The following is a 19,242-nucleotide window of genomic DNA, read 5'->3' as shown; positions in this document are numbered from 1 at the left end:
ATGGGGTGGCTCGTGTCATTTCTGTGACCTCGATAGGGATACTTCGGGATGAGATCTGTATTACTTGTATTGGCCCTGCGACAGGCATGCGGGTCGATTGTGCGCTTATAGAGTGCGGTACTGATGCGCAGGCGCAATAGCGGGGCATTTTCCTAATATGGAAGAGGTTCTTCAAGGAATTAAGGGGGCTCTGAACTCTCTAAAAAAAGGTTTATGAATTAACGACTTATACGCTTTGAGGATCGGGCGGTTGGGTTTCTGGCACGGCTTATGCAGCTACTAAGTAGGTCGTTATAACATGGCAAGACAAGTTGGATAATAAACCTTACTGGGGGATGACAATGACAATAACCAAGCTATTCACAGCAATATTTATGGCCGCGGCCCTGGCGAACTCGGCGAACGCCGAGACGATACGCATTGCGATAGGGCACCAAAGTATGTGTACGGACACCTACACGGCGGGCATCGTCGTTAAGGAGTTGGGGCTGTTGGAGAAACACCTTCCCAGGTCAGGAAAATATGCTGATTCTGACTACGAGATTTCCTGGAGCGATTATTCCTCTGGTGGCCCAATTACCAACCAGATGATGGCTAACAAGTTGAACTTTGGAGTAATGGGTGATTACCCACTGATTGTGAACGGGGCCAAGTTCCAGGAAACAAAATCTTTACGCACCAAGTATATCGCCGGTACCGGCTATAACCTGAAAGGTAGTGGTAACGCCATTGTCGTTCCGGTCGATTCCGATATTTACACCATTGATCAACTTGCTGGCAAGCAAGTATCGGTTCCCGTAGGGAGCGCAGCTTGGGGGATGCTGTTGAAAGCTATGCAGGACGAAGGGATTCCTGCAAAGGACTATGCCTTAAAGAATCAAAGCCCCGCCGTAGGAGCAGCGAATATAGCCTCCAGCCGAATTGATGCGCATGCGGATTTTTGTCCCTGGTCTGAGTTAATGGAGTTCAGGGGAACTGGCCGCAAAATATACGACGGTAGAGAGACAGGCATACCTTATCTTCATGGTGTTGTTGTGCGTGAAGACTTTCTGGATCAATACCCTGAGGTTGCTGTTGCTTTTATTAAAGCGGTGCATGAAGCGGGGCAATGGATTAAGTCAGATCCGGTCAAGGCAGTTGATATGATGGAGAACTGGACCGGTGTTGAGAAAGAAGTGCTCTATATCTATTTCTCAGAAGGTGGACATCTTACGCTCGATCCAACCATTAAATCAAAATGGGTGGAAGCCCTGAAAGCGGATCATGGTGTCCTAACTAAAGAGATGAATATGCCCCCACTCGATTTTGAAGAATGGGTGACGGAAGACTACGTGAAAAAAGCGTACTCCGATCTGGGTATCGATTACGACGCGGAAAAGAGCACTATCGTTGATCCTGGTGTTGCCAACGCACAGCTACCGGTGGAAATCTGGCACTCCAGAAACGGCATAATATCCTACGCCTCCATAGCTGATTTTTTGAAGGCTATCAAAGAGTTCAGGGAAACAGGTGCAAAATTGAACGCAACCTACGTATACGATGAAGAAACGGGACTGAAACTTTTCGGTAAAACAGCTTTTTTTGTCAAATCTTCAGACGGTTTCAAAGCTTTCCTGAGAAAGCCGGATGCCGATACTTATGCAATGAAGAACAAGGGCACGGTTATGCAACTGGAACAGGCCCTCGAAGGTTACTCCAGTTAAATTGAGATGCCGGCAGCGATATAAATTATCGGCTGATTCTAGAACGTTAGTGAATGGTGGCAGTAATGAGTACATTGTTATCTGATAAAGCTATCAGTATGGATATCCCTAAGGATTACGACAGGCCGGTCGATCCTGTCAAGGATGGATCAGAAATTGATAATTCTTCGGTTCAAGGGCGTGAAAGCGCCATTGAAAACAAATCTGATAGACTAAGTGACTTGTTTTCAAAGTATTTTAATCCCGATAGAATCAAGATGATTGGTATTGGATCCCTGTCGGTAATAGCAGGGATTTTGATCTGGCATTACGCAACCAAGTACAACTTTAACTATTTCATTAACTTTGAAAATGTCCCGTCTCCGGGAACGGTTGGGTCTGCTTTCCTTGTGCATGGTACTGATTCAGAATTTCATACCCATGTGCAGGTTAGCATCAAACGAATACTCATTGCCTACTCGCTGGCGGTAATCCTGGGAGTTGTAATTGGGGTTATGGTTGGCAGGTCCCGATCCGCGAGAGCCGCCGTTCTTCCATACATAGAGGTGCTTCGGCCCATACCGGCAGTTGCCTGGATTCCGCTGGCCATTCTTATGTGGCCAACAGAAGAGTCATCCATTATTTACATCACGTTCCTGGGGGCGCTGTTTCCGATTATCCTCAATACCGTGCACGGCGTTGAACAGACGCCCAAAGTGCTAGTGCGGGCAGCCCTGTCCTTGGGGGCCAAACGTCTGGATATCTTCTGGCATGTGGTTTTGCCGGCAGCTCTGCCCAGTATCGCTGCAGGGCTGGCCATTGGTATGGGCGTAAGTTGGTTTTCACTGCTGGCGGGCGAAATAATTTCCGGACAGTATGGTATCGGGTACTTTACCTGGAACGCCTATTCACTGATTAATTATCCCGACATTATCGTTGGAATGCTTGTTATCGGCGGCCTGGGATCATTGTCCACATATCTGGTCCGTCTGGCTATGGCTCCATCACTGCGATGGAAAAAAACCACGCACTAGCTGGCGACTATATGAGGAGATTCAGGATCAGCCTTCGTCTGGCCCGAAGAAATAAGGCTCTTTGTCTTGGTGCAGGCGCGGGATTTACGCTGCTGTATTACATAGTGTTGCTTTCGGCACCGATGATCAAATTCCAGCAGTGGCCAAACTACATTACTACTTATGACTGGCTCGAGAATACGAGAAGAATTATTGCCTCTACACCATCTTGGTCAGACAGGCTGATGATAATTAAGGATGAATGGCTGTTTGAGATTGGATACATGAACTATGACTTCGGTATCGGGATATCGCAATGGAGCTTATTTGTAGCGCCGGCAAAGGCATTGGAAATAATGATATTCGGCACTCTTCTTGGGATGCTTGTCTTGATTATCCGTAGTATAGCTGAAGCCAGCTGTGCAAGGCGGAATCTGTGGGCCGCGAAAGCCTCGGGGGGAGTAGGTGCTGGTCTTGTTGCGTTGACCTCGATTTCACTTTCCTGGGTGGTCTGTTGTGCTACCCCAAGCTGGGTGGTCGGCCTGGCCATGATGGGCTTAGGGGTCTCAACTTCCCTATGGCTTGAACCCATAGGGTGGTGGTTGCATATGGCCGGTTTTGGATTGTTGTTATCAGCACTGTACGTTTTCGCCGGATATTTACCTGACATAGATAAAACTAGAACCTAGTGTGGTGTAAGTAATGAATATGAAGCTAGTAGTGGAACCAGATCCAGGAATGCAACCCGGTCGCAAAAAAACGACTGGCCGGGGGCATATAAAAATTGATGATGTCACAATTGGCTTTAGATCAGGAGCAACCTTTAATAGAGCCGTTGAAAAAACCAGCTTAGACATACAGCCCGGGCAATTTGTCTGTATTCTCGGGCCGTCAGGTTGTGGTAAATCAACGTTACTTAATTCTGTCGCTGGTTACGTGAAGCCAACCACAGGCCAGGTATTGGTGGACGATCATCCGGTGATCGGCCCGGGGCCGGACCGGGGGATGGTATTCCAACAATACTCGCTATTCCCGTGGAAAACCGTTCATCAAAACATAGCATTCGGTCCAAAGTTGGCCGGCCGTAGCTCACGTGAGTGTGATTCCATTGCCAATACCTTGTTGTCGATGATAGGGCTGAGCAAAATCGCGAACAAGCTGCCCGGCGAGCTGTCCGGTGGTATGCAACAAAGGGTCGGAATAGCTCGAGCTCTGGCTAACTATCCCGACGTGTTACTGATGGACGAGCCTTTTGGTGCCTTGGATGCGCAAACCCGCCTGATTATGCAGGAGAGCCTGCTGGATATCTGGTCGGAGTTTGAAATCACGGTACTGTTCGTAACTCATGATGTTGACGAAGCGATCTTCCTGGCCGATAGAATTCTGATTATGAGTACCAGCCCGGGATCCATTATAGCTGACCTGAGTGTGAATCTGGAGAGGCCGAGAAAGGGAGAGCTGGCGACCAGTGATGAGTTCGTTAGGCTTAAGCGAAAGTGTCTATCATTCATTCGCCAGGAGAGTCTTAAAGCATTTTCGGAGTCAGGAGAGTGGTAATGAGAGTTATATGGGCACTTGTTTCCTGTCTGATTCTTTGTGGATTTTCAGAAGCTCATGGCTCAGGAGAGCGAACCCGGATTTTCAAGGATTCAAGACCACTCCCCGAGTTTTCACTGCTGGACCAACACAAAAGGATCTATGACTTGGATCGACTGAAGGGACGGTGGACGCTGATATTTATCGGTTTTACATCCTGTCCTGATGTTTGCCCGGTAACCCTCATGAAGCTGGAAGCCGTTCGGGCAGAGTTGGGATTGCAGTTCTCCCCGTCCCGAATTCCAGAAATCGTATTCCTGGCGGTGGACCCGCAGCGGGATGCGCCGGTTCTGACGGAGTACCTGGCCCATTTCCATCCTGACAATGTCGGCATTACGGGTCCGGTGGAGCAAATTGATACTCTGGTATCCGGCATAGGTGGCTTTTATCGGCTGGGTAAACCCGGGCGCGGCAATGCTCACTATGACGTCACGCACACCGCAGCCATAGCGGTAATCAGCCCGAAAGCTGAGCTGGTGGCAGAGATAAGTCAACCCTTGGATGTACAGGAAGTTTCGAAATTTTTAACTCGTTTGATCCGAAAAAGGAAAAGGTCATGAGAGCGCTGTTAGCTGTGTGTACCTTCGCTATTAGCTTGGCGATGACCCCTTGGGTAAGTGGTGCTGACCGGGAAGATGTTGATTCGACATCTGAGTTGACTATTGCTGATGCCTGGCAGCCAGACGCACCTTCTTTGGTGAGGGCAGGTTATTTTACCTTAACAAACACTTCGTCAGAAGAAGTGACTCTGGTTGAGGTGATGAGCTCAGCGTTCGAATCAGTTGAAATACATCGCTCCGTTGTGGTGGAGGGAATAGCAGGTATGGAGGCATTGGACCGTCTGAGTATATCGCCTGGAGAAACGGTAAAGTTTGAACCGGAATCTCTGCATCTAATGATGCAAAAACCGAAGCGGCGGCTTGGTGAGGGTGATCATATTGACGTCGCTCTGGTGTTCGGCAATGGCGCAACCAAGTCATTCACAATGCCTGTCAAGACCCGCCGGGCCAAGTATGGTTCAGCTTCCCATGAGGGGCATCATGAGTAAGTTCCCTTTCCTGCAACTGCCTCTTGTTGCTCTGGCGCTTTTGGGTGGGGCTATTGGCAATGCGGGAATGATCGATAAGAAGGGAATGGCACCTTGGGAAACCTGTGCTCTGTGTCACGGCGCGAACGGCATTAGCCATGTGAACAAGTTCCCCAAGCTTGCCGGGCAAAATGAAGCTTACATTGTTCGCCAGGTTCTGGATTTTTCAACGGGTAGAAGGAACAACGACAACGGCCAGATGCGTTCAATTCTCGCTGAACTGGAGCCGGGAGAGTTGGAGCGTGCCGCCAGTTATTTTGCCCAGCTTCCCCCATCCGAGGCCGGTTTGGAGGACCTGGACGCTCCCCTGGATAGCAGGCGCTACAAGTTGGGGCGATCAACATTCTGCACAGGTCGGGATGATGTCCCTGCCTGTGTCGGCTGCCATGGCAGCGGTGACCCTTCGATGCCATGGCTCGATGCGCAACACCGTCAATATCTGCGTAAACAGATTATTGATTTCAGGGAGGGTGCGCGTAACAACGATAAGGGTATGGCGATGCAAAAAGCGGTCAGAAAGCTTACCGAGGAGGAAGTTGAAGCCGTTGCTTATTACTTGTCATTGACGCGTTTTGAGCGCGAAAAAACAAATTCTTGTGCACTTCAATAGAGCATTGAGGTGCACTAAAAAAAGGCATGTTTAAATAGGTTTTGGCGGATGCAGTGGCTAGACAAAATTTCTCTAAAATTAGCTTATATTTTACTTGTTATAACAAGTCATAATAAGTAATATAGAAGGCTACAGGAGGCAGAATTTATGAAACCACTGCAACCGAAAGATATGTCACATCAACCTCTTTATCTGCAAATAAAAGAAGCGCTGAAGAGGCAAATCCTCGCGGGAGAATATGCGCCTTATCAGCGTATGCCCTCGGAAAGTGAGCTAATGAAGAGCTTCGGCGTGAGTCGCATTACTGTTCGGCAGGCTCTGAGAGATCTTCATAGTGAAGGGCTAATTTTTTCAGCGCAGGGAAAAGGTACCTTCGCCAGCAAACCCAAGGCGACTCAGGACATTAAGCACTTGCAGGGATTTGATGAGGCAATGAAGCCCCAGGGCTATGAGACGTCTGCACGCCTGGTCAGTATCCGTGAAACCGTTGTGAGTAAGAATGTGCAGGAAAATCTGGGGCTTACTGCCAAGGAAAGGGTAGTGGAAGTTGTGCGTGTCCGGTACCTCAACCGCGAGCCGGTGTCAGTAGACAGCTCCTACTTCCCGATGGCCATTGGTACAGCGCTTTTCTCGAAGGACCTGAGCCAGGACATCTTTCCGATGCTGGAAAATCAGCTTGGAATAGAGCTCGGTGAGGCTGAAATAAGCCTGGAGGCGCGCCCCGCAGATGCGGACGTCGCCAAGTTTCTGAAAATAGAGCCGGGCAGCCCAATTATGTGGGTGGAGCGGTTGACTCGTGACAGCACCGGCCAGCCCATTGATTTCGAGTATCTCGCTTTCCGCGGTGATTCCTACAAATACCGCTTCCAAATACAACGCGATCCTTTAAAGAACGCTCCCATCCAAGAGGATAAGTAATGGCAATTCCTGATGACATAAAAGTTATGGATGTTGATGTATTGGTTATTGGTGGTGGCACGGCCGGGCCAATGGCTGCCGTCACAGCAAAAGAAAAGAATCCAGATGCGAGCGTCATGCTTCTGGAGAAGGCCAACGTTAAGCGTTCCGGGGCCATCAGTATGGGTATGGATGGTTTGAATAACGCCGTCGTTCCCGGTCATTCAACTCCGGAAGACTACGTGAAAGAGATCACCATAGCTAACGATGGGATTCTCCTTCAAAAAGGCGTCATGGCTTACGCGCAGCGCTCCTACAGCATGATTCAGAAGCTGGATAAATGGGGTGTTTACTTCCAAAAGGATGAGACAGGCGAGTTCGACATGAAAAAGGTACACCATTTGGGTACCTACGTGTTGCCAATGCCAGAAGGACACAACGTCAAAAAGATTCTTTATCGCCGCCTCCGGCGCCATCGCGTCAAGGTCGAGAACCGCTATCAGGCTATCCGCCTTCTGAAGGATGAAGCCGGTGTGGTGAGTGGCTGTATCGCGTTGGGTACCCGGGACGCCGAAGTGATTGTGGTCCGGGCAAAAGCGGTGATCATGTGCAGTGGCGCGGCCGGTCGTATTGGTCTGCCGGCGTCAGGCTATCTGTTCGGCACCTATGAGAATCCTTCCAACTGTGGTGACGGCCACTCTATGGCCTACCATGTGGGTGCCGAACTGACCGGTTTGGAATGCTACCAGATCAACCCCTTGCTCAAGGATTACAACGGACCGGCCTGTGCCTATGTTACCGGGCCCCTGGGCGGCTATACCGCCAATGCCAAGGGAGATCGCTTCATAGAGTGCGATTACTGGAGCGGGCAGATGATGATGGAGTTCTACAATGAGCTCCAAGGCGGAAATGGCCCTGTGTTCCTTAAGTTGGATCATCTGGCCGAGGAAACCATCCAGGAAATTGAGCACGTTTTGCACACCAACGAGCGCCCCAGTCGTGGCCGTTTTCACGATGGTCGTGGCACGGACTACAGAACAAAGATGGTGGAAATGCACATTTCGGAAATTGGTTTTTGTGCGGGCCACTCTGCCTCGGGAGTTTGGATCAACGAAAAGGGCGAGACGAGTGTGCCGGGCCTGTACGGAGCTGGCGATATGGCGTCTATTCCCCACAGTTATATGTTGGGGGCTTTCGTTTACGGAGAAATCTGCGGCGAAAATGCAGTGGAGTTTGCGCGTGAGCGGGATGTTCCGAAACTGGATGAAGACTACATTATTGCGGAACGAGACCGTATCCTGGCGCCGTTAAAACGCACGGACGGAATACCGCCCAGTCAATTTGAGTACAAGGTTCGCCGTTTGGTTAATGACTATCTTCAGCCGCCCAAGGTAAGCAAAAAAATGGATATCGGCCTTGCCCGTATACGGGCAATGGAAAATGATATTCCCTATTTGTACGCCCGTGATCCCCATGAGCTACTGCGCGCAAATGAAGCACAGCACATCTTTGATTGCGCACAGATGGCGGCAGTTGCATCCCTTTATCGACAGGAGAGTCGCTGGGGGCTGTACCACAACTATGTCGATCACCCCGAAACGGACAATGAAAACTGGTTCTGTCATGTCCAGTTGTTCAAAGGTGAGAACGATAATATGACGTGTCGGAAGAGGGAGGTTGAGCCGTACGTTGTAGAACTCGATGACGAAGAGAAGAATGCCTATCAACAGTTGCGAGTGCAAGCCGGCTAATCATTAGCGGACATTCAGGAGAAAGTTTATGCCAACTGCATCCCAGATTTCTATGGTTCCTGTCGTCGTGGATGACGATAAATGTATCGCCGACAAGGGTTGTCGAACCTGTATCGATGTCTGCCCGTTAGATGTGTTGTGGATCAATGAAGAGACCGGAAAAGCGCACATGAAGTACGATGAGTGCTGGTACTGCATGCCCTGTGAGGCGGATTGCCCAACAGACGCCGTTACGGTGAACATCCCTTATTTACTGAGTTGAGGTGAACGATGTCTGATTATTCAAACCCTTTGGTGGGTTCATTGGCCGATCGCTTGCGAGACTCCGATCCAGGTATACGTCGTGTGGCGGTGTTGGACCTGGTAGATAGTCCGGAAGAAGAAGCTGTCGAGTTGCTCATTGCCGCCTTGGGTGATGAAGATGAGACGGTAAGAATGGAAGCGGCAAGAATGATTGATGAGTTCGAGCCGCGCGACATGATGGATGCTCTCGTAGGGGCTTTAACCTCAGAAGACCAGAACGTGCGCAATGCCGCCGCCAACGCTCTGGCCGACTTAAAGGACGATGATGCTGCGCCGGCCCTGATAGAAGCGCTTCAGGAGAGTGATCCTTTCGTGCTGGCTTCTATTCTTCGCTCGCTTAAGCAACTGCGGCTCAAGGAAGCCAGGCCGCACGCGCTCCAGTTTCTGGACCATCCCGATGCCAATGTGCGGCGGGAAGCGGTCGGCGTTCTGGGCTACCTACAGGAAAATGAAAATCTGCCGCAGCTGATCTCTATCGCGGGTACGGACGCCGATCCGGAAGTGCGCCGCGCAGCTATCGGCACTCTGGTTTACGCTGATCCGGGTCAAGTGGAAAAAGCACTGATTAATGGACTTTCAGACGACAACTGGCTTGTCCGGTCAGAAGCAGCCAAGAGCATAGGTCGCTTGGGTGTTGCGTCGGCGGTCGACTCGTTAATGACAGCAGTTACGGATGACGCAATGTGGCAGGTTCAGGAAAAGTCAGCAGAAGCCTTGGGCAAGATTGGTTTGGCCGCCGCTTTGCCCGCCCTGGCCAAATGCGCCTCCAATCCTATCAGCAATTTGCGCAAGGCGGCGGTAGCCGCTACCGGTGAGATTGCCCGGCCGGAGGGGATGCCTATTGTCGAAGAAGCCCTTAATGATAATGACCCGGATGTCAGGAAACTGGCTCGATGGGCCAAAACAAAAATTGAATCCAATGCGGCTGGAATTGGAGGTTAGTTATGACATTCGTTGTAACCGAGCAATGCATCAGATGTAAATTTACCGACTGCGTGGATGTTTGCCCTGTCGATTGCTTCCATGAAGGCCCCAATTTCCTGGTGATTGACCCGGAAGTCTGCATCGACTGTGCTCTGTGCGTTCCTGAGTGTCCAGTCGATGCAATCTTCGAGGAAAGTGAGTTGCCGGAGGAGTTTGTCGACTTTATCGAAATCAACGCTGAGTTGGCCACGCGGTGGCCTGAGATCTCTTCCACGAAGGACCCGTTGGCGGATGCGGATGAATGGGCTGATAAACCAGATAAGCGTCAGTTTTTGGTATTGGACGCTGAGCAGGTTTAACTTGGCGGCAACTTGTCATAACAAGTCGTTGTTAGTTTCCGTTCGAGGTGTTTTGTATTTCGCACTTATTACCGGGCCGGAAGGAAAGGGTACCCCTCTCCCGGGACGCGGGCTGGGCGCCCCTTAAATACATCCCTGTACGCTGGTAATCGGCATTCCTGCCTCATATGGTTCCGGGATAGGGGTATCTTTCCCTTCCGTCTTCTTGGAAAGCTCAAGAACTTCGGGCTTTGAAGGCAGCGGTTGGCCCGCTCAGAGATAGAGGTGTAAGCATGAATGAAGTGTTGTATCCACCGATCCTGGTCACTCTCGATAAAGCTGCGGGTGAATTAAAAATTGTCTGGAAAGGCGGAGAGAAGAGCCATATCGCCGGTAGTGAATTGCGCCGTTATTGCGCCTGTTCCAACTGTCGGGCCCGGAAGGTGGTGGGTGTTGCGCTTGTTACAGAGTCGACCGAAATGCGCTCAGCCAGGTTAATGGGCAATAACGCGCTGCAGATTGAATTTTCCGATGGCCATGATCGCGGAATCTACCCTTGGCCCTATTTGTTCGCCATTGGTGAGGGGCTTGCACAGGAATATCTCGATGAGTGAATTGGAGGTTTTAAAAACCAGGAATATTTGGAGATTCGCCACCGGCGCCAGACAAAAAATCATTGAGTACCTTCCGGGTATCTCCTTTTGCTTGTTGCTTGTTTTGGGGTCCAGCTACATCTCTGATCATTATGGAACGTCAAAAATACTCGGAGCGCTGCTTCTGGGTATGGCGTTCCAGGCCATATCCCAGTATCCGGAGTTTTCCCCCGGCCTGGATTTCTGCGCAAAAACGGTATTGCGTGCTGGTGTGGCGATTCTGGGAATCCGGATCACTTTCTCTCAAATGGCAGAATTGGGAGTCGCGCCATTGATACTGGTCAGCACAGTGGTAAGCGGTACCATAATTTTCAGCATAATACTTGCAGGTCTTTTTAGGATTGATCGTATCAGGGGTATTATTTCGGGCGCAGCTGTTGGAATCTGCGGAGTTTCGGCCGCGCTGGCAGTGGCATCGGTACTACCGAATAACAAGGCAATCGAGAAACACCTGTTGTGTACTGTCGTGGCGGTAACCGGTATCAGCACCATCTGCATGATTCTCTACCCAGGGCTGCTGACCAGCATGGGAATGACACCGGAACAGATGGGGTTGTTTATCGGCGCGAGTATTCATGACGTTGTCCAGGTTTTTGGCGCAGGTGAGATGATCTCGCCCGACGTTGCAGAGTTGGCCACTTATACAAAGATGCTACGGATCGCCTTTCTCGTACCCACAGTGGTCATACTGGCGCTGATCTATCACAAGCCTGAGGCGAAAGTCGGTGGTTTTCGTCGAGTTGTTCCTCCGTTTCTCATAGCGTTTGTTGGCTTTGTGATCCTCGCAAACGCCCAAGCCCTTCCTCAAGAGGGTACAGTCATGCTCGGTGATATTTCGCAACTCTGTCTATGGATGGCGATGGCTGCACTGGGGACCAAAACCAACCTGGTCGAACTCTGGCGTATTGGTGGAAAGCCGTTGTTATTGATAATTATTAATACCCTGTTTATTGCGGCGATGTCTTTACTTATGATTATTTGAATAGATACAAGAGGACAGCTGACGTGGCGAATTTAATGAAAGAGAGTATTACTGAAGTACATCACTGGAATGACACGTTGTTCAGTTTTAAATCGACGAGGGATAGGTCATTCCGATTCAAGAATGGTCACTTTACCATGATTGGCCTGGATAATGGCGGCCGACCCCTGGTTCGCGCTTACAGTATTGCCAGCGCCAATTACCAGGATGAGCTGGAATTTTTCAGTATCAAAGTCCCCGATGGTCCACTTACGTCGCGGCTTCAGCACCTTAAGGTGGGTGATGAAATATACGTTAGCAGTAAGCCAACAGGAACTTTGACGATCGACAACTTACTTCCGGGAAAGAATCTCTACTTGCTAAGTACGGGGACCGGTCTGGCGCCTTTCCTGAGTATTATTCGCGATCCAGAAACCTATGAAGCATACGACAAAGTCATCTTGACGCACGGTGTTCGGAGAGTTAACGAGTTGGCCTATAGAGAGTTGATTACTGAGCATTTGCCAGAGCATGAATATCTGGGAGAGGACGTGAGGGAGAAGCTTATCTATTATCCGACTGTGACCCGGGAAGATTACCAGTGCCGAGGCCGGCTGACGGATCTGATTAACTCCGAAAAGCTGTTCGATGATATTGCTATGCCCCCTTTCAATCCGGAGGTGGATCGAGTGATGTTATGTGGAAGCCCCTCGATGCTGAAGGACTGCGCCGGAATTCTGGATAGTTTGGGCTTTACAGAAACTCATCATGGGAAGTTGGGAAGTTATGTCATTGAGCGCGCATTTGTCGAAACTTGAGTTACAGGCTGTTACCGAACAGACCGTACAGGATGCCAGTTGGTATAGAAAGATGAGACGCTTATGTTAGAGGTAACCGAAGCAAGTGTACGCAGGGTGTTGGGGGAGATTGGGTATAGTCCCTTTGGCTCTAGCTACATTGAGATGGAAGCAATAGAGTCAATCAATATTGGTGAAAGTGGCGTGGATCTGTATCTGAAAGTTGGTTTGCAGATGCAATCGAAGAGCAATCTTTTGGCAATGACACTCAGCAGTGAACTGGAGAAGGCCGGTATCCCGGGTGTTACCGTGCATATTAACTGTGAGGTATTTGCCTCACCGCTGATCTCCCGCCAGGGACATCTAAAAGATGTTAAAAACATTGTTATGGTGGCGTCGGGAAAGGGGGGCGTAGGCAAGTCGACAACCTCTGTGAATCTGGCGCTGGCATTACAGGCCGAAGGGGCCAAGGTAGGCATACTTGATGCGGATATATATGGCCCGAGTCTCCGCACCATGTTGGGAATCGATAACCATATAAAGCCGGAACTTGTAGATCAGAAATATGTAAGTCCAGTCAGGAAGTACGGTTTGAAGTCCATGTCGGTTGCGTTCATGTCGGAAGATAAAACGCCGATGATATGGCGAGGGCCTATGGCGGTGAGAGCTCTGCAGCAATTGTTGGAAAATACTCTGTGGGGAGACCTTGATTACCTGATAATCGACATGCCTCCCGGAACGGGAGATATTCACATATCCCTGGCGCAGAAAGTCAATGTGTCCGGCGCGATAGTGGTTACTACTCCTCAGGAAATGGCGGTAATTGATGCGCGCAAGGGGCTGGAAATGTTCAATAAGGTTTCAATCCCGGTATTGGGAATTGTTGAGAACATGGCCACGCATCGATGTTCAAACTGTGGCTTTGAGGAAACTGTCTTTGGTTCCGGTGGGGCTCAGCATCTGGCTGACAGTTACCAGGTGCAGTTGCTTGGAACTTTGCCGCTGGATAAGCGAATCAGAGCTGATGTGGATGCCGGTTCGCCTACGGTGGTTGAATCGCCCGGCAGTACTTTGGCGCAGTCCTATATTGCGCTGGCCCACCAGGTAGGCATTGAGATTTGGAAAACCAATCGGCGCGGCACTGCTGCGCCTGAGATACAGATTGTTGATTCACTATAGATTAAATGAGGCCTTAGAACCATGAAGATCCTTGTGCCCGTAAAGCGCGTTATAGATTACAACGTAAAAGCACGACCTAAGGATGATGGGTCTGATGTCGATCTTAGCCTGGCAAAGATGGGACTCAATCCATTCTGTGAAATTGCCATTGAGGCGGCTTTAAGAATCAAGGATGAGAACGACCAGTGTGAAGTGATAGCTGTATCTGTTGGTGAGAAGCAGGCGCAGGAACAGATTCGTACAGCCCTGGCTATGGGCGCCGACCGAGGAATATTAGTCGAAGCAGATAGTCCCCTGGAGCCGTTGGCAGTCGCCAAGTGCCTGAAAATCATAGCTGACAGGGAATGTCCGGATCTACTTATTTTTGGTAAGCAGGGTATTGATAACGACAATAACCAGACGGGACAAATGGTTGCCGCGCTTTGTGGCTATCCTCAGGGTACTTTCTGCTCAGCCATTGATATTGTTGGTGATGTGGTTGCTATAACACGGGAAGTCGACGGTGGTTCAGAGGTTTGGGAGCTGCCGCTGCCAGCGGTGTTAACGGCGGATCTTCGCCTCAATGAGCCGCGTTATGCCTCTTTACCCAACATCATGAAGGCTAAGAAAAAACCTCTTGAAGTCATGGCGCTGGGTGATCTCGGAGTGGATACCCGTCCCAGGCAAGCACTGTTGGGTGTCAGTCTTCCTTCCGAGCGTAAGCCTGGAATAAAGGTTGACTCGGTGGCCGATCTGATTGAAAAGCTAAAGAACGAGGCTAAGGTGATTCTATGAAGGTATTGATTATTGCGCAGCACAGCGAAGGTGTTCTGGATGCGACTACCCTTAACGTTGTGCGGGCGGCACTGGCAATCAGCGAGGATATCAGCCTGTTGGTGGCCGGTTGTGAGTGCCGGGAAGTTGCGGAGGACGCCCGCTATCTTGAAGGGGTGACCAATGTGATACTTGCTGACCACCCTTGCTACGAATCATTGTCGGCAGAAAACCTGTCTTCACTCGTGGCGGAGATGGTGCCCCCCTATAGCCATATTCTCGCTCCCGCCAACACATTTGGGAAAAACGTTATGCCGAGGTTGGGGGCGCTGCTGGACGTTCAGCCACTTACTGATGTTTTGCATATTGAAGGTACCGATGTTTTTCTTCGACCCATTTATGCAGGAAACCTGATTGCGAGAATCCAGTCGAATGACAATGTCAAGGCTATGACCGTCCGTACGTCGGCTTTTCCTCCTGTTACGCGAAGAACGGAGGCCTGTACTTTAGAGGTTGTGGATAAGGCTTTCGATTTGCAGCTCTCCCGCCGTACTAAGATTGAAATCGGACGATCAGACAGGCCCGACCTGGGTACCGCAAGGGTGGTGGTTTCCGGCGGGCGGGCAGTCGGCAGCAGTGAGAATTTTAAATTGCTGTATTCTCTTGCGGACAAGCTCAATGGATCGGTCGGCGCCTCCCGGGCAGCGGTGGATGCGGGTTTCGTACCCTATGATTTGCAGATAGGCCAGAGCGGTCGGGTGGTGGCCCCTGAGCTGTATATAGCGGTGGGGATTTCCGGAGCTATCCAGCATATAGCCGGGATGAAGGATTCGAAAGTGGTGGTTGCTATCAATAAAGATGCTGACGCCCCTATTTTTGATATCGCGGATTATGGTTTGGTTGCAGACCTGTTTGATGTCTTACCAGAGCTGGAAGCGCAATTGTGTTAGCAAGCTATTGAAACCCCGGAAAGGGCATTTTGGCCATCAGGCCGGTTATGGCCATTAGGTCCGGGCCTCAATGGGCCTACTACCGGGGGTCTTTGAAAGACATTCTGATAGTGGGTGCTCCCGGGCCTTCCTGGCGTCGCCGCGGATGTGGTGCGGCCCAGTAGAGGGGGCGGATTGCTTTGCGGTGCTATCGTCTCTAAACTGCGCGCCCAGATTTATAGCAGTTTGATGCCATATGCCTGCACTCGATTCCCGCAAAGGCTTTAGCCGCTGGCTCTGCTGGCACGGCGCCGCAAACGGCCTGTTGGCCGCACTGGTTGCCGCCACCCTGGTTACCCCCGCATCCATCCACAACGGCTGGTCCCTGCTGTTCCTCTCGCTGGCGCTGCCCGGTCACTTCCTGTTCCTGGCGGCGCTGCTGGCACTACCCGCCGGCTTGGCGGGCCTGTGGCGCCGGCGGTTCGCGCTTTGGCTGGCGGTGGGAACTTTCACCGCCGGCTTGATTCTGGTGTGCGCCAACCACGAGGTGTTCCGACTCTACCGCTTCCATCTCAACAGCATGGTGTGGAATCTGATCACCGGCGGCGCCGCTGGCGATATCCTCGCCTTCTCGCCGCTGATGTGGGCGCTGTCCCTGGCGGCGGTGACGGCGATCGCTCTCGGACAGTGGTTGCTCGCGCGCTTTCTCGCCCGCCGGCATCTGCCATCCGGCGGCCGCCTGGCCGCGGCCAGTGCCGCGGTGATGATCTGTGGCCAGCTGCTTTATGCCTGGGGGGACGCCGCCGGCTACACCCCGGTGACCGCGCAGCTGCGCTATATACCCTGGGCCCAGCCGGTGACCGCCAAGGGGCTGATGCGAGACCTGGGCGTGGAGGTGAAAACCGCGGACCGGCTGCCGCGACACAAGGGCGGCAGCCTGCAATACCCTCGGGCTCCGCTGCAGTGCAGCGCGGAAATGCCACCCAATATCCTGGTGCTGATGGTGGACTCCCTGCGCTTCGATATGCTCGATCCGCAGGTGATGCCCAACGCCTATGCATTCGCGCAAAATGCCCTGCAGTTCGAGCGGCACTACAGTAACAGTAATGCCACCCGATTCGGTGTGTTCAGTTTCTTCTACGGCCTGCCCGGCAGCTACTGGTTCGATATGCTCGGCCGTCAGCGCGGCGCCGCGCTGATGACCGAGCTGCAGAGGAAAGACTACGACTTTTTCCTGTACGGCAGCGCGCCGCTGAACAGCCCGGAATTCGACAAGACGGTTTTTGCGCAATTACCGGAGGAAGAACTGCACTGGCCGCCGCGGGAACTGAAAAAGCAGTCCACGGTGGCGGCGGACCGCTATATCGCGGAGCACTTTAATCGTTATCTCGATGAGGGCGAACGGGAGAAACCCTTCTTCGGATTCCTGTTCTTCGATGCACCCCACGGTTTCGCCATACCGGAAGACACCCCGCCGGCCTTCCAACCGGTGGTGGAAAACGTTAACTACCTGGCTCTGGACAACGACTACGATCCACTGCCGTTTCTCAACCGCTACAAGAGTTCGATCCATTTCAACGACAGCCTGATCGGCGATATTCTCCAGCGCCTGCGGCAAGAGCAACTGCTGGATAACACCATTGTGGTGATCACCGGGGACCACGGCCAGGAGTTCAATGAAACCGGCAAAAATTTCTGGGGCCACAACAGCAACTTTTCCGAGTGGCAGACCCGCGTGCCCATGGTGATCCACTGGCCTGGCCGTGAGCCGCAGCGCATCGGCGGCCTCAGTAGCCACCTGGATATGGCGCCGACTCTGATGAAGCACGCCCTCGGCTGCGACAACCCGCTGTACGACTACACCACTGGCATCGACATGCTGGCTCCACTGCCCGCGGACAGGGCGCTGCTGTTCAACAGCTGGTCCCGCAAGGCAGTGCGTCGGGGCGAACTGATCTATCAATTTGAACAGCTCGGCGGTGGCGAGGTGTATGACCTGGATTACAACGCCCAAGGGGAGTCCACCTTCGATCGTGGCTCCCTGGTGCAGGCACTGGAAGATATGGGAGCCTTCTACCGCTGACCACTTCAACGCCCCTTTCCTGAAAAAGGGGAGGGAACTCATGTAGGAGCGGCCCATGGCCGCGATCATCCTCGCTCAAGGCTCTGCATTTTCTCTCTTTCCACGGCACAGGTAATCTAATGAGAAGTGAGTGCGCCGCAACGTTATCGGATTTTTCTGTAGGAGCCTGCTTGCAGGCGAACATCTCCGAACTTCAAATCAACCACTTCAATTCGCCTGCGAGCAGACTCCTACAAGGGCTGTCCGGATGGAAAGGAGCACAGGTATTGGCACACCAGTCAAGTGTGAGTAGATCTCGGGCGCCAGCTCGGGATAGGTCGATCTGGCTGCAGCAGCGGTCTATAGAGCGGAGTTCCTCCTGAGGAATAACGGATTCCACTAATGTGTAACCCAGGTTTCCGAATTCAGCAAGGTGATTGGTTATTTCGCTCCGCTGCGTCTGCGAGTAATGGTGAGACATTTTTTATTTCTTATGAATCTTTACGGTATTCACCAATCACATCAATCAATCCGACAATACTGTCATTCAGCTCTTCAAGTTCTCCGGCCGGAATCCACCACTCAGTGTGGATCAGATCCGCCAACTTGTTGAATCTGGTAGCGGTCCATAAAAGGTTTTCTGACTTCAAACCGCGTGACATAGCCGATACCACTGTCTTTGATGTTCCACTGAGTTGCGATTTGCTTGGCATAGGCCTCATTTGTCACTGGATAGAAAATAGGTTGCCCGGGCAGTCTTGGGGGCCAGCGTTTGAAGCCGCTTTGCCTGACAAGTTCCAGTTCTTTCGGGCCAGTAGGGCGATATAGAGTGACTGTTTCAATTGCCATGCTTAGATTATTCTTGTTGATATAAATATCCAATAGAGACTTTTAAGCAATTCGTCAGAACTACGGCGTCATAATCCATTACGTAACGCTCCCTGCTCTCGATTCTGGAAATGGCGCTGGGCCAAAACATTCAGAAGCTCTCTTCTGCCCTTACAATATAGGGGCGGTCCATGGCTGCAATCAACCGCCGAGCGCAGCAGGCCCGAGCCATTTCCTACTGATAGGGCGAGCGCGCCTGCACTTCCTGGTACTCCGCTTCGCGCATTGCCAGTTCGTACTGCAGATCCTCGATCTCTACGCCCAGCTCGCTGTGGCGGTCCTTCAGGCGGGCTATATCGGCCAACAGCGTAATTCGCTCTTCCTTGGTGGCCTCGTCGCTGATCAGGTGCGCGCTCATTTCGGTGATGTCATCGAGGATGTGCTCGCGCTCCTGCTGTCGCTGGCTGATAGCGCCGGCCACCTGGTTCACGGCGTTCCTGGCCAGGTAGATCTCGCGTCCGGCCTGGTGGCCGCGCAGGAAGAGGCCCTCCAGGCCTGCCGGGCAGACGCCGTTGTAACCGCCGCCGGCGCGCCCCAGGCGGAAGCCGCGGTGTTCGGTGCAGTAGAGCTGCAGCCCCTCGTCGCGGCCGGCGCGGTAGGCGGTCGTATCCGGCCGCACGCCGTGGTCGGCGCAGGCCTCGCGTCGCTTGCCCAACTGCGTTACCTGCAGGCCGGCGGCGCCGTCCTCATAGCCGATCGCGTGCCAGTCGGCGATCAGGCACTCCTCTTCGCTCATGGTGGCGCAGCCGCTGGCCAGCAAGACCAGAACCGCGGATGGAATTATTCTGCTTATTAATTTCACTGTCTGTTCCCGTCACA

General features: G+C 52.0%; 21 protein-coding genes. 19 read left to right on the top strand and 2 right to left on the bottom strand.

The window, feature by feature from the left end; genetic code table 11:
* The first annotated feature begins 341 nt into the window (after positions 1–341).
* The 19 genes from FHS09_RS09755 (at position 342) to FHS09_RS09665 (ending at position 17,556) form a co-directional block, all read left to right on the top strand.
* A complete protein-coding gene (locus tag FHS09_RS09755) occupies positions 342–1,703 on the top strand; it encodes an ABC transporter substrate-binding protein (RefSeq protein ID WP_183459301.1) in 1,362 nt (453 codons plus the stop codon).
* Between the two features lie 65 nt (positions 1,704–1,768).
* Positions 1,769–2,716 carry an ABC transporter permease gene (locus FHS09_RS09750; RefSeq protein WP_221191915.1) on the top strand — a complete coding sequence of 316 codons (948 nt, stop codon included), beginning with the start codon at positions 1,769–1,771 and terminating at the stop codon, positions 2,714–2,716.
* On the top strand, positions 2,695–3,384 hold the full coding sequence (locus FHS09_RS09745) for a hypothetical protein (protein WP_183459299.1): 690 nt from the start codon (positions 2,695–2,697) through the stop codon (positions 3,382–3,384). The genes FHS09_RS09750 and FHS09_RS09745 overlap by 22 nt, the downstream gene beginning before the upstream one ends.
* Before the next feature lie 13 nt (positions 3,385–3,397).
* Entirely contained in the window at positions 3,398–4,252 is an 855-nt protein-coding gene (locus FHS09_RS09740) for an ABC transporter ATP-binding protein (protein ID WP_246394796.1), read from the top strand.
* Positions 4,252–4,851: an SCO family protein gene (locus tag FHS09_RS09735; protein ID WP_183459297.1), complete on the top strand. Its 600-nt coding sequence runs from the start codon at positions 4,252–4,254 to the stop codon at positions 4,849–4,851. Before FHS09_RS09740 ends, FHS09_RS09735 begins: the two co-directional genes overlap by 1 nt.
* Positions 4,848–5,339 (top strand): copper chaperone PCu(A)C, encoded by a 492-nt coding sequence (locus FHS09_RS09730; protein ID WP_183459295.1) that lies wholly within the window; start codon positions 4,848–4,850, stop codon positions 5,337–5,339. Before FHS09_RS09735 ends, FHS09_RS09730 begins: the two co-directional genes overlap by 4 nt.
* Positions 5,332–5,988: a c-type cytochrome gene (locus tag FHS09_RS09725; RefSeq protein WP_183459293.1), complete on the top strand. Its 657-nt coding sequence runs from the start codon at positions 5,332–5,334 to the stop codon at positions 5,986–5,988. The genes FHS09_RS09730 and FHS09_RS09725 overlap by 8 nt, the downstream gene beginning before the upstream one ends.
* Positions 5,989–6,135: 147 nt before the next feature.
* Positions 6,136–6,906 carry a GntR family transcriptional regulator gene (locus tag FHS09_RS09720; RefSeq protein WP_183459291.1) on the top strand — a complete coding sequence of 257 codons (771 nt, stop codon included), beginning with the start codon at positions 6,136–6,138 and terminating at the stop codon, positions 6,904–6,906.
* Positions 6,906–8,636, top strand: coding sequence for a fumarate reductase/succinate dehydrogenase flavoprotein subunit (locus FHS09_RS09715; protein ID WP_183459289.1), 1,731 nt, complete (start codon positions 6,906–6,908; stop codon positions 8,634–8,636). Before FHS09_RS09720 ends, FHS09_RS09715 begins: the two co-directional genes overlap by 1 nt.
* Positions 8,637–8,664: 28 nt before the next feature.
* Entirely contained in the window at positions 8,665–8,898 is a 234-nt protein-coding gene (locus FHS09_RS09710) for a 4Fe-4S dicluster domain-containing protein (protein WP_183459287.1), read from the top strand.
* Positions 8,899–8,906: 8 nt separating this feature from the next.
* Positions 8,907–9,881, top strand: a complete 975-nt coding sequence (locus FHS09_RS09705) for a HEAT repeat domain-containing protein (RefSeq protein ID WP_183459285.1) — start codon at positions 8,907–8,909, stop codon at positions 9,879–9,881.
* Between the two features lie 2 nt (positions 9,882–9,883).
* Positions 9,884–10,222, top strand: coding sequence for a ferredoxin FdxA (fdxA, locus tag FHS09_RS09700; RefSeq protein WP_183459283.1), 339 nt, complete (start codon positions 9,884–9,886; stop codon positions 10,220–10,222).
* A 272-nt stretch (positions 10,223–10,494) separates the two neighbouring features.
* On the top strand, positions 10,495–10,815 hold the full coding sequence (locus FHS09_RS09695) for a DUF971 domain-containing protein (RefSeq protein WP_183459281.1): 321 nt from the start codon (positions 10,495–10,497) through the stop codon (positions 10,813–10,815).
* Entirely contained in the window at positions 10,808–11,836 is a 1,029-nt protein-coding gene (locus FHS09_RS09690; RefSeq protein ID WP_183459279.1) for a YeiH family protein, read from the top strand. The genes FHS09_RS09695 and FHS09_RS09690 overlap by 8 nt, the downstream gene beginning before the upstream one ends.
* A 23-nt stretch (positions 11,837–11,859) precedes the next feature.
* Positions 11,860–12,633, top strand: coding sequence for an FAD-binding oxidoreductase (locus FHS09_RS09685; protein WP_183459277.1), 774 nt, complete (start codon positions 11,860–11,862; stop codon positions 12,631–12,633).
* 63 nt (positions 12,634–12,696) lie between these two features.
* Complete coding sequence (gene apbC / locus FHS09_RS09680) at positions 12,697–13,791, top strand: iron-sulfur cluster carrier protein ApbC (protein WP_183459275.1); 1,095 nt, start codon at positions 12,697–12,699, stop codon at positions 13,789–13,791.
* A gap of 21 nt (positions 13,792–13,812) precedes the next feature.
* Positions 13,813–14,565 carry an electron transfer flavoprotein subunit beta/FixA family protein gene (locus FHS09_RS09675; RefSeq protein ID WP_183459273.1) on the top strand — a complete coding sequence of 251 codons (753 nt, stop codon included), beginning with the start codon at positions 13,813–13,815 and terminating at the stop codon, positions 14,563–14,565.
* Positions 14,562–15,494 carry an electron transfer flavoprotein subunit alpha/FixB family protein gene (locus FHS09_RS09670; protein WP_183459271.1) on the top strand — a complete coding sequence of 311 codons (933 nt, stop codon included), beginning with the start codon at positions 14,562–14,564 and terminating at the stop codon, positions 15,492–15,494. Before FHS09_RS09675 ends, FHS09_RS09670 begins: the two co-directional genes overlap by 4 nt.
* A 235-nt stretch (positions 15,495–15,729) precedes the next feature.
* Entirely contained in the window at positions 15,730–17,556 is a 1,827-nt protein-coding gene (locus tag FHS09_RS09665; RefSeq protein ID WP_183459269.1) for a DUF3413 domain-containing protein, read from the top strand.
* 561 nt (positions 17,557–18,117) lie between these two features.
* Here FHS09_RS09665 and FHS09_RS09660 read toward each other — a convergent pair.
* Both FHS09_RS09660 and FHS09_RS09655 read right to left on the bottom strand, forming a co-directional pair.
* Complete coding sequence (locus FHS09_RS09660; RefSeq protein WP_221191913.1) at positions 18,118–18,417, bottom strand: hypothetical protein; 300 nt, start codon at positions 18,415–18,417, stop codon at positions 18,118–18,120.
* 181 nt (positions 18,418–18,598) lie between these two features.
* Positions 18,599–19,225: a DUF2799 domain-containing protein gene (locus FHS09_RS09655; RefSeq protein WP_183459267.1), complete on the bottom strand. Its 627-nt coding sequence runs from the start codon at positions 19,223–19,225 to the stop codon at positions 18,599–18,601.
* Positions 19,226–19,242 lie beyond the last annotated feature (17 nt).

The sequence above is a fragment of the Microbulbifer rhizosphaerae genome (assembly GCF_014191725.1).
Taxonomy (GTDB): domain Bacteria; phylum Pseudomonadota; class Gammaproteobacteria; order Pseudomonadales; family Cellvibrionaceae; genus Microbulbifer; species Microbulbifer rhizosphaerae.
Note: the sequence above shows the minus strand (reverse complement) of the source record. Positions and strands in the feature narration are given on the sequence as shown.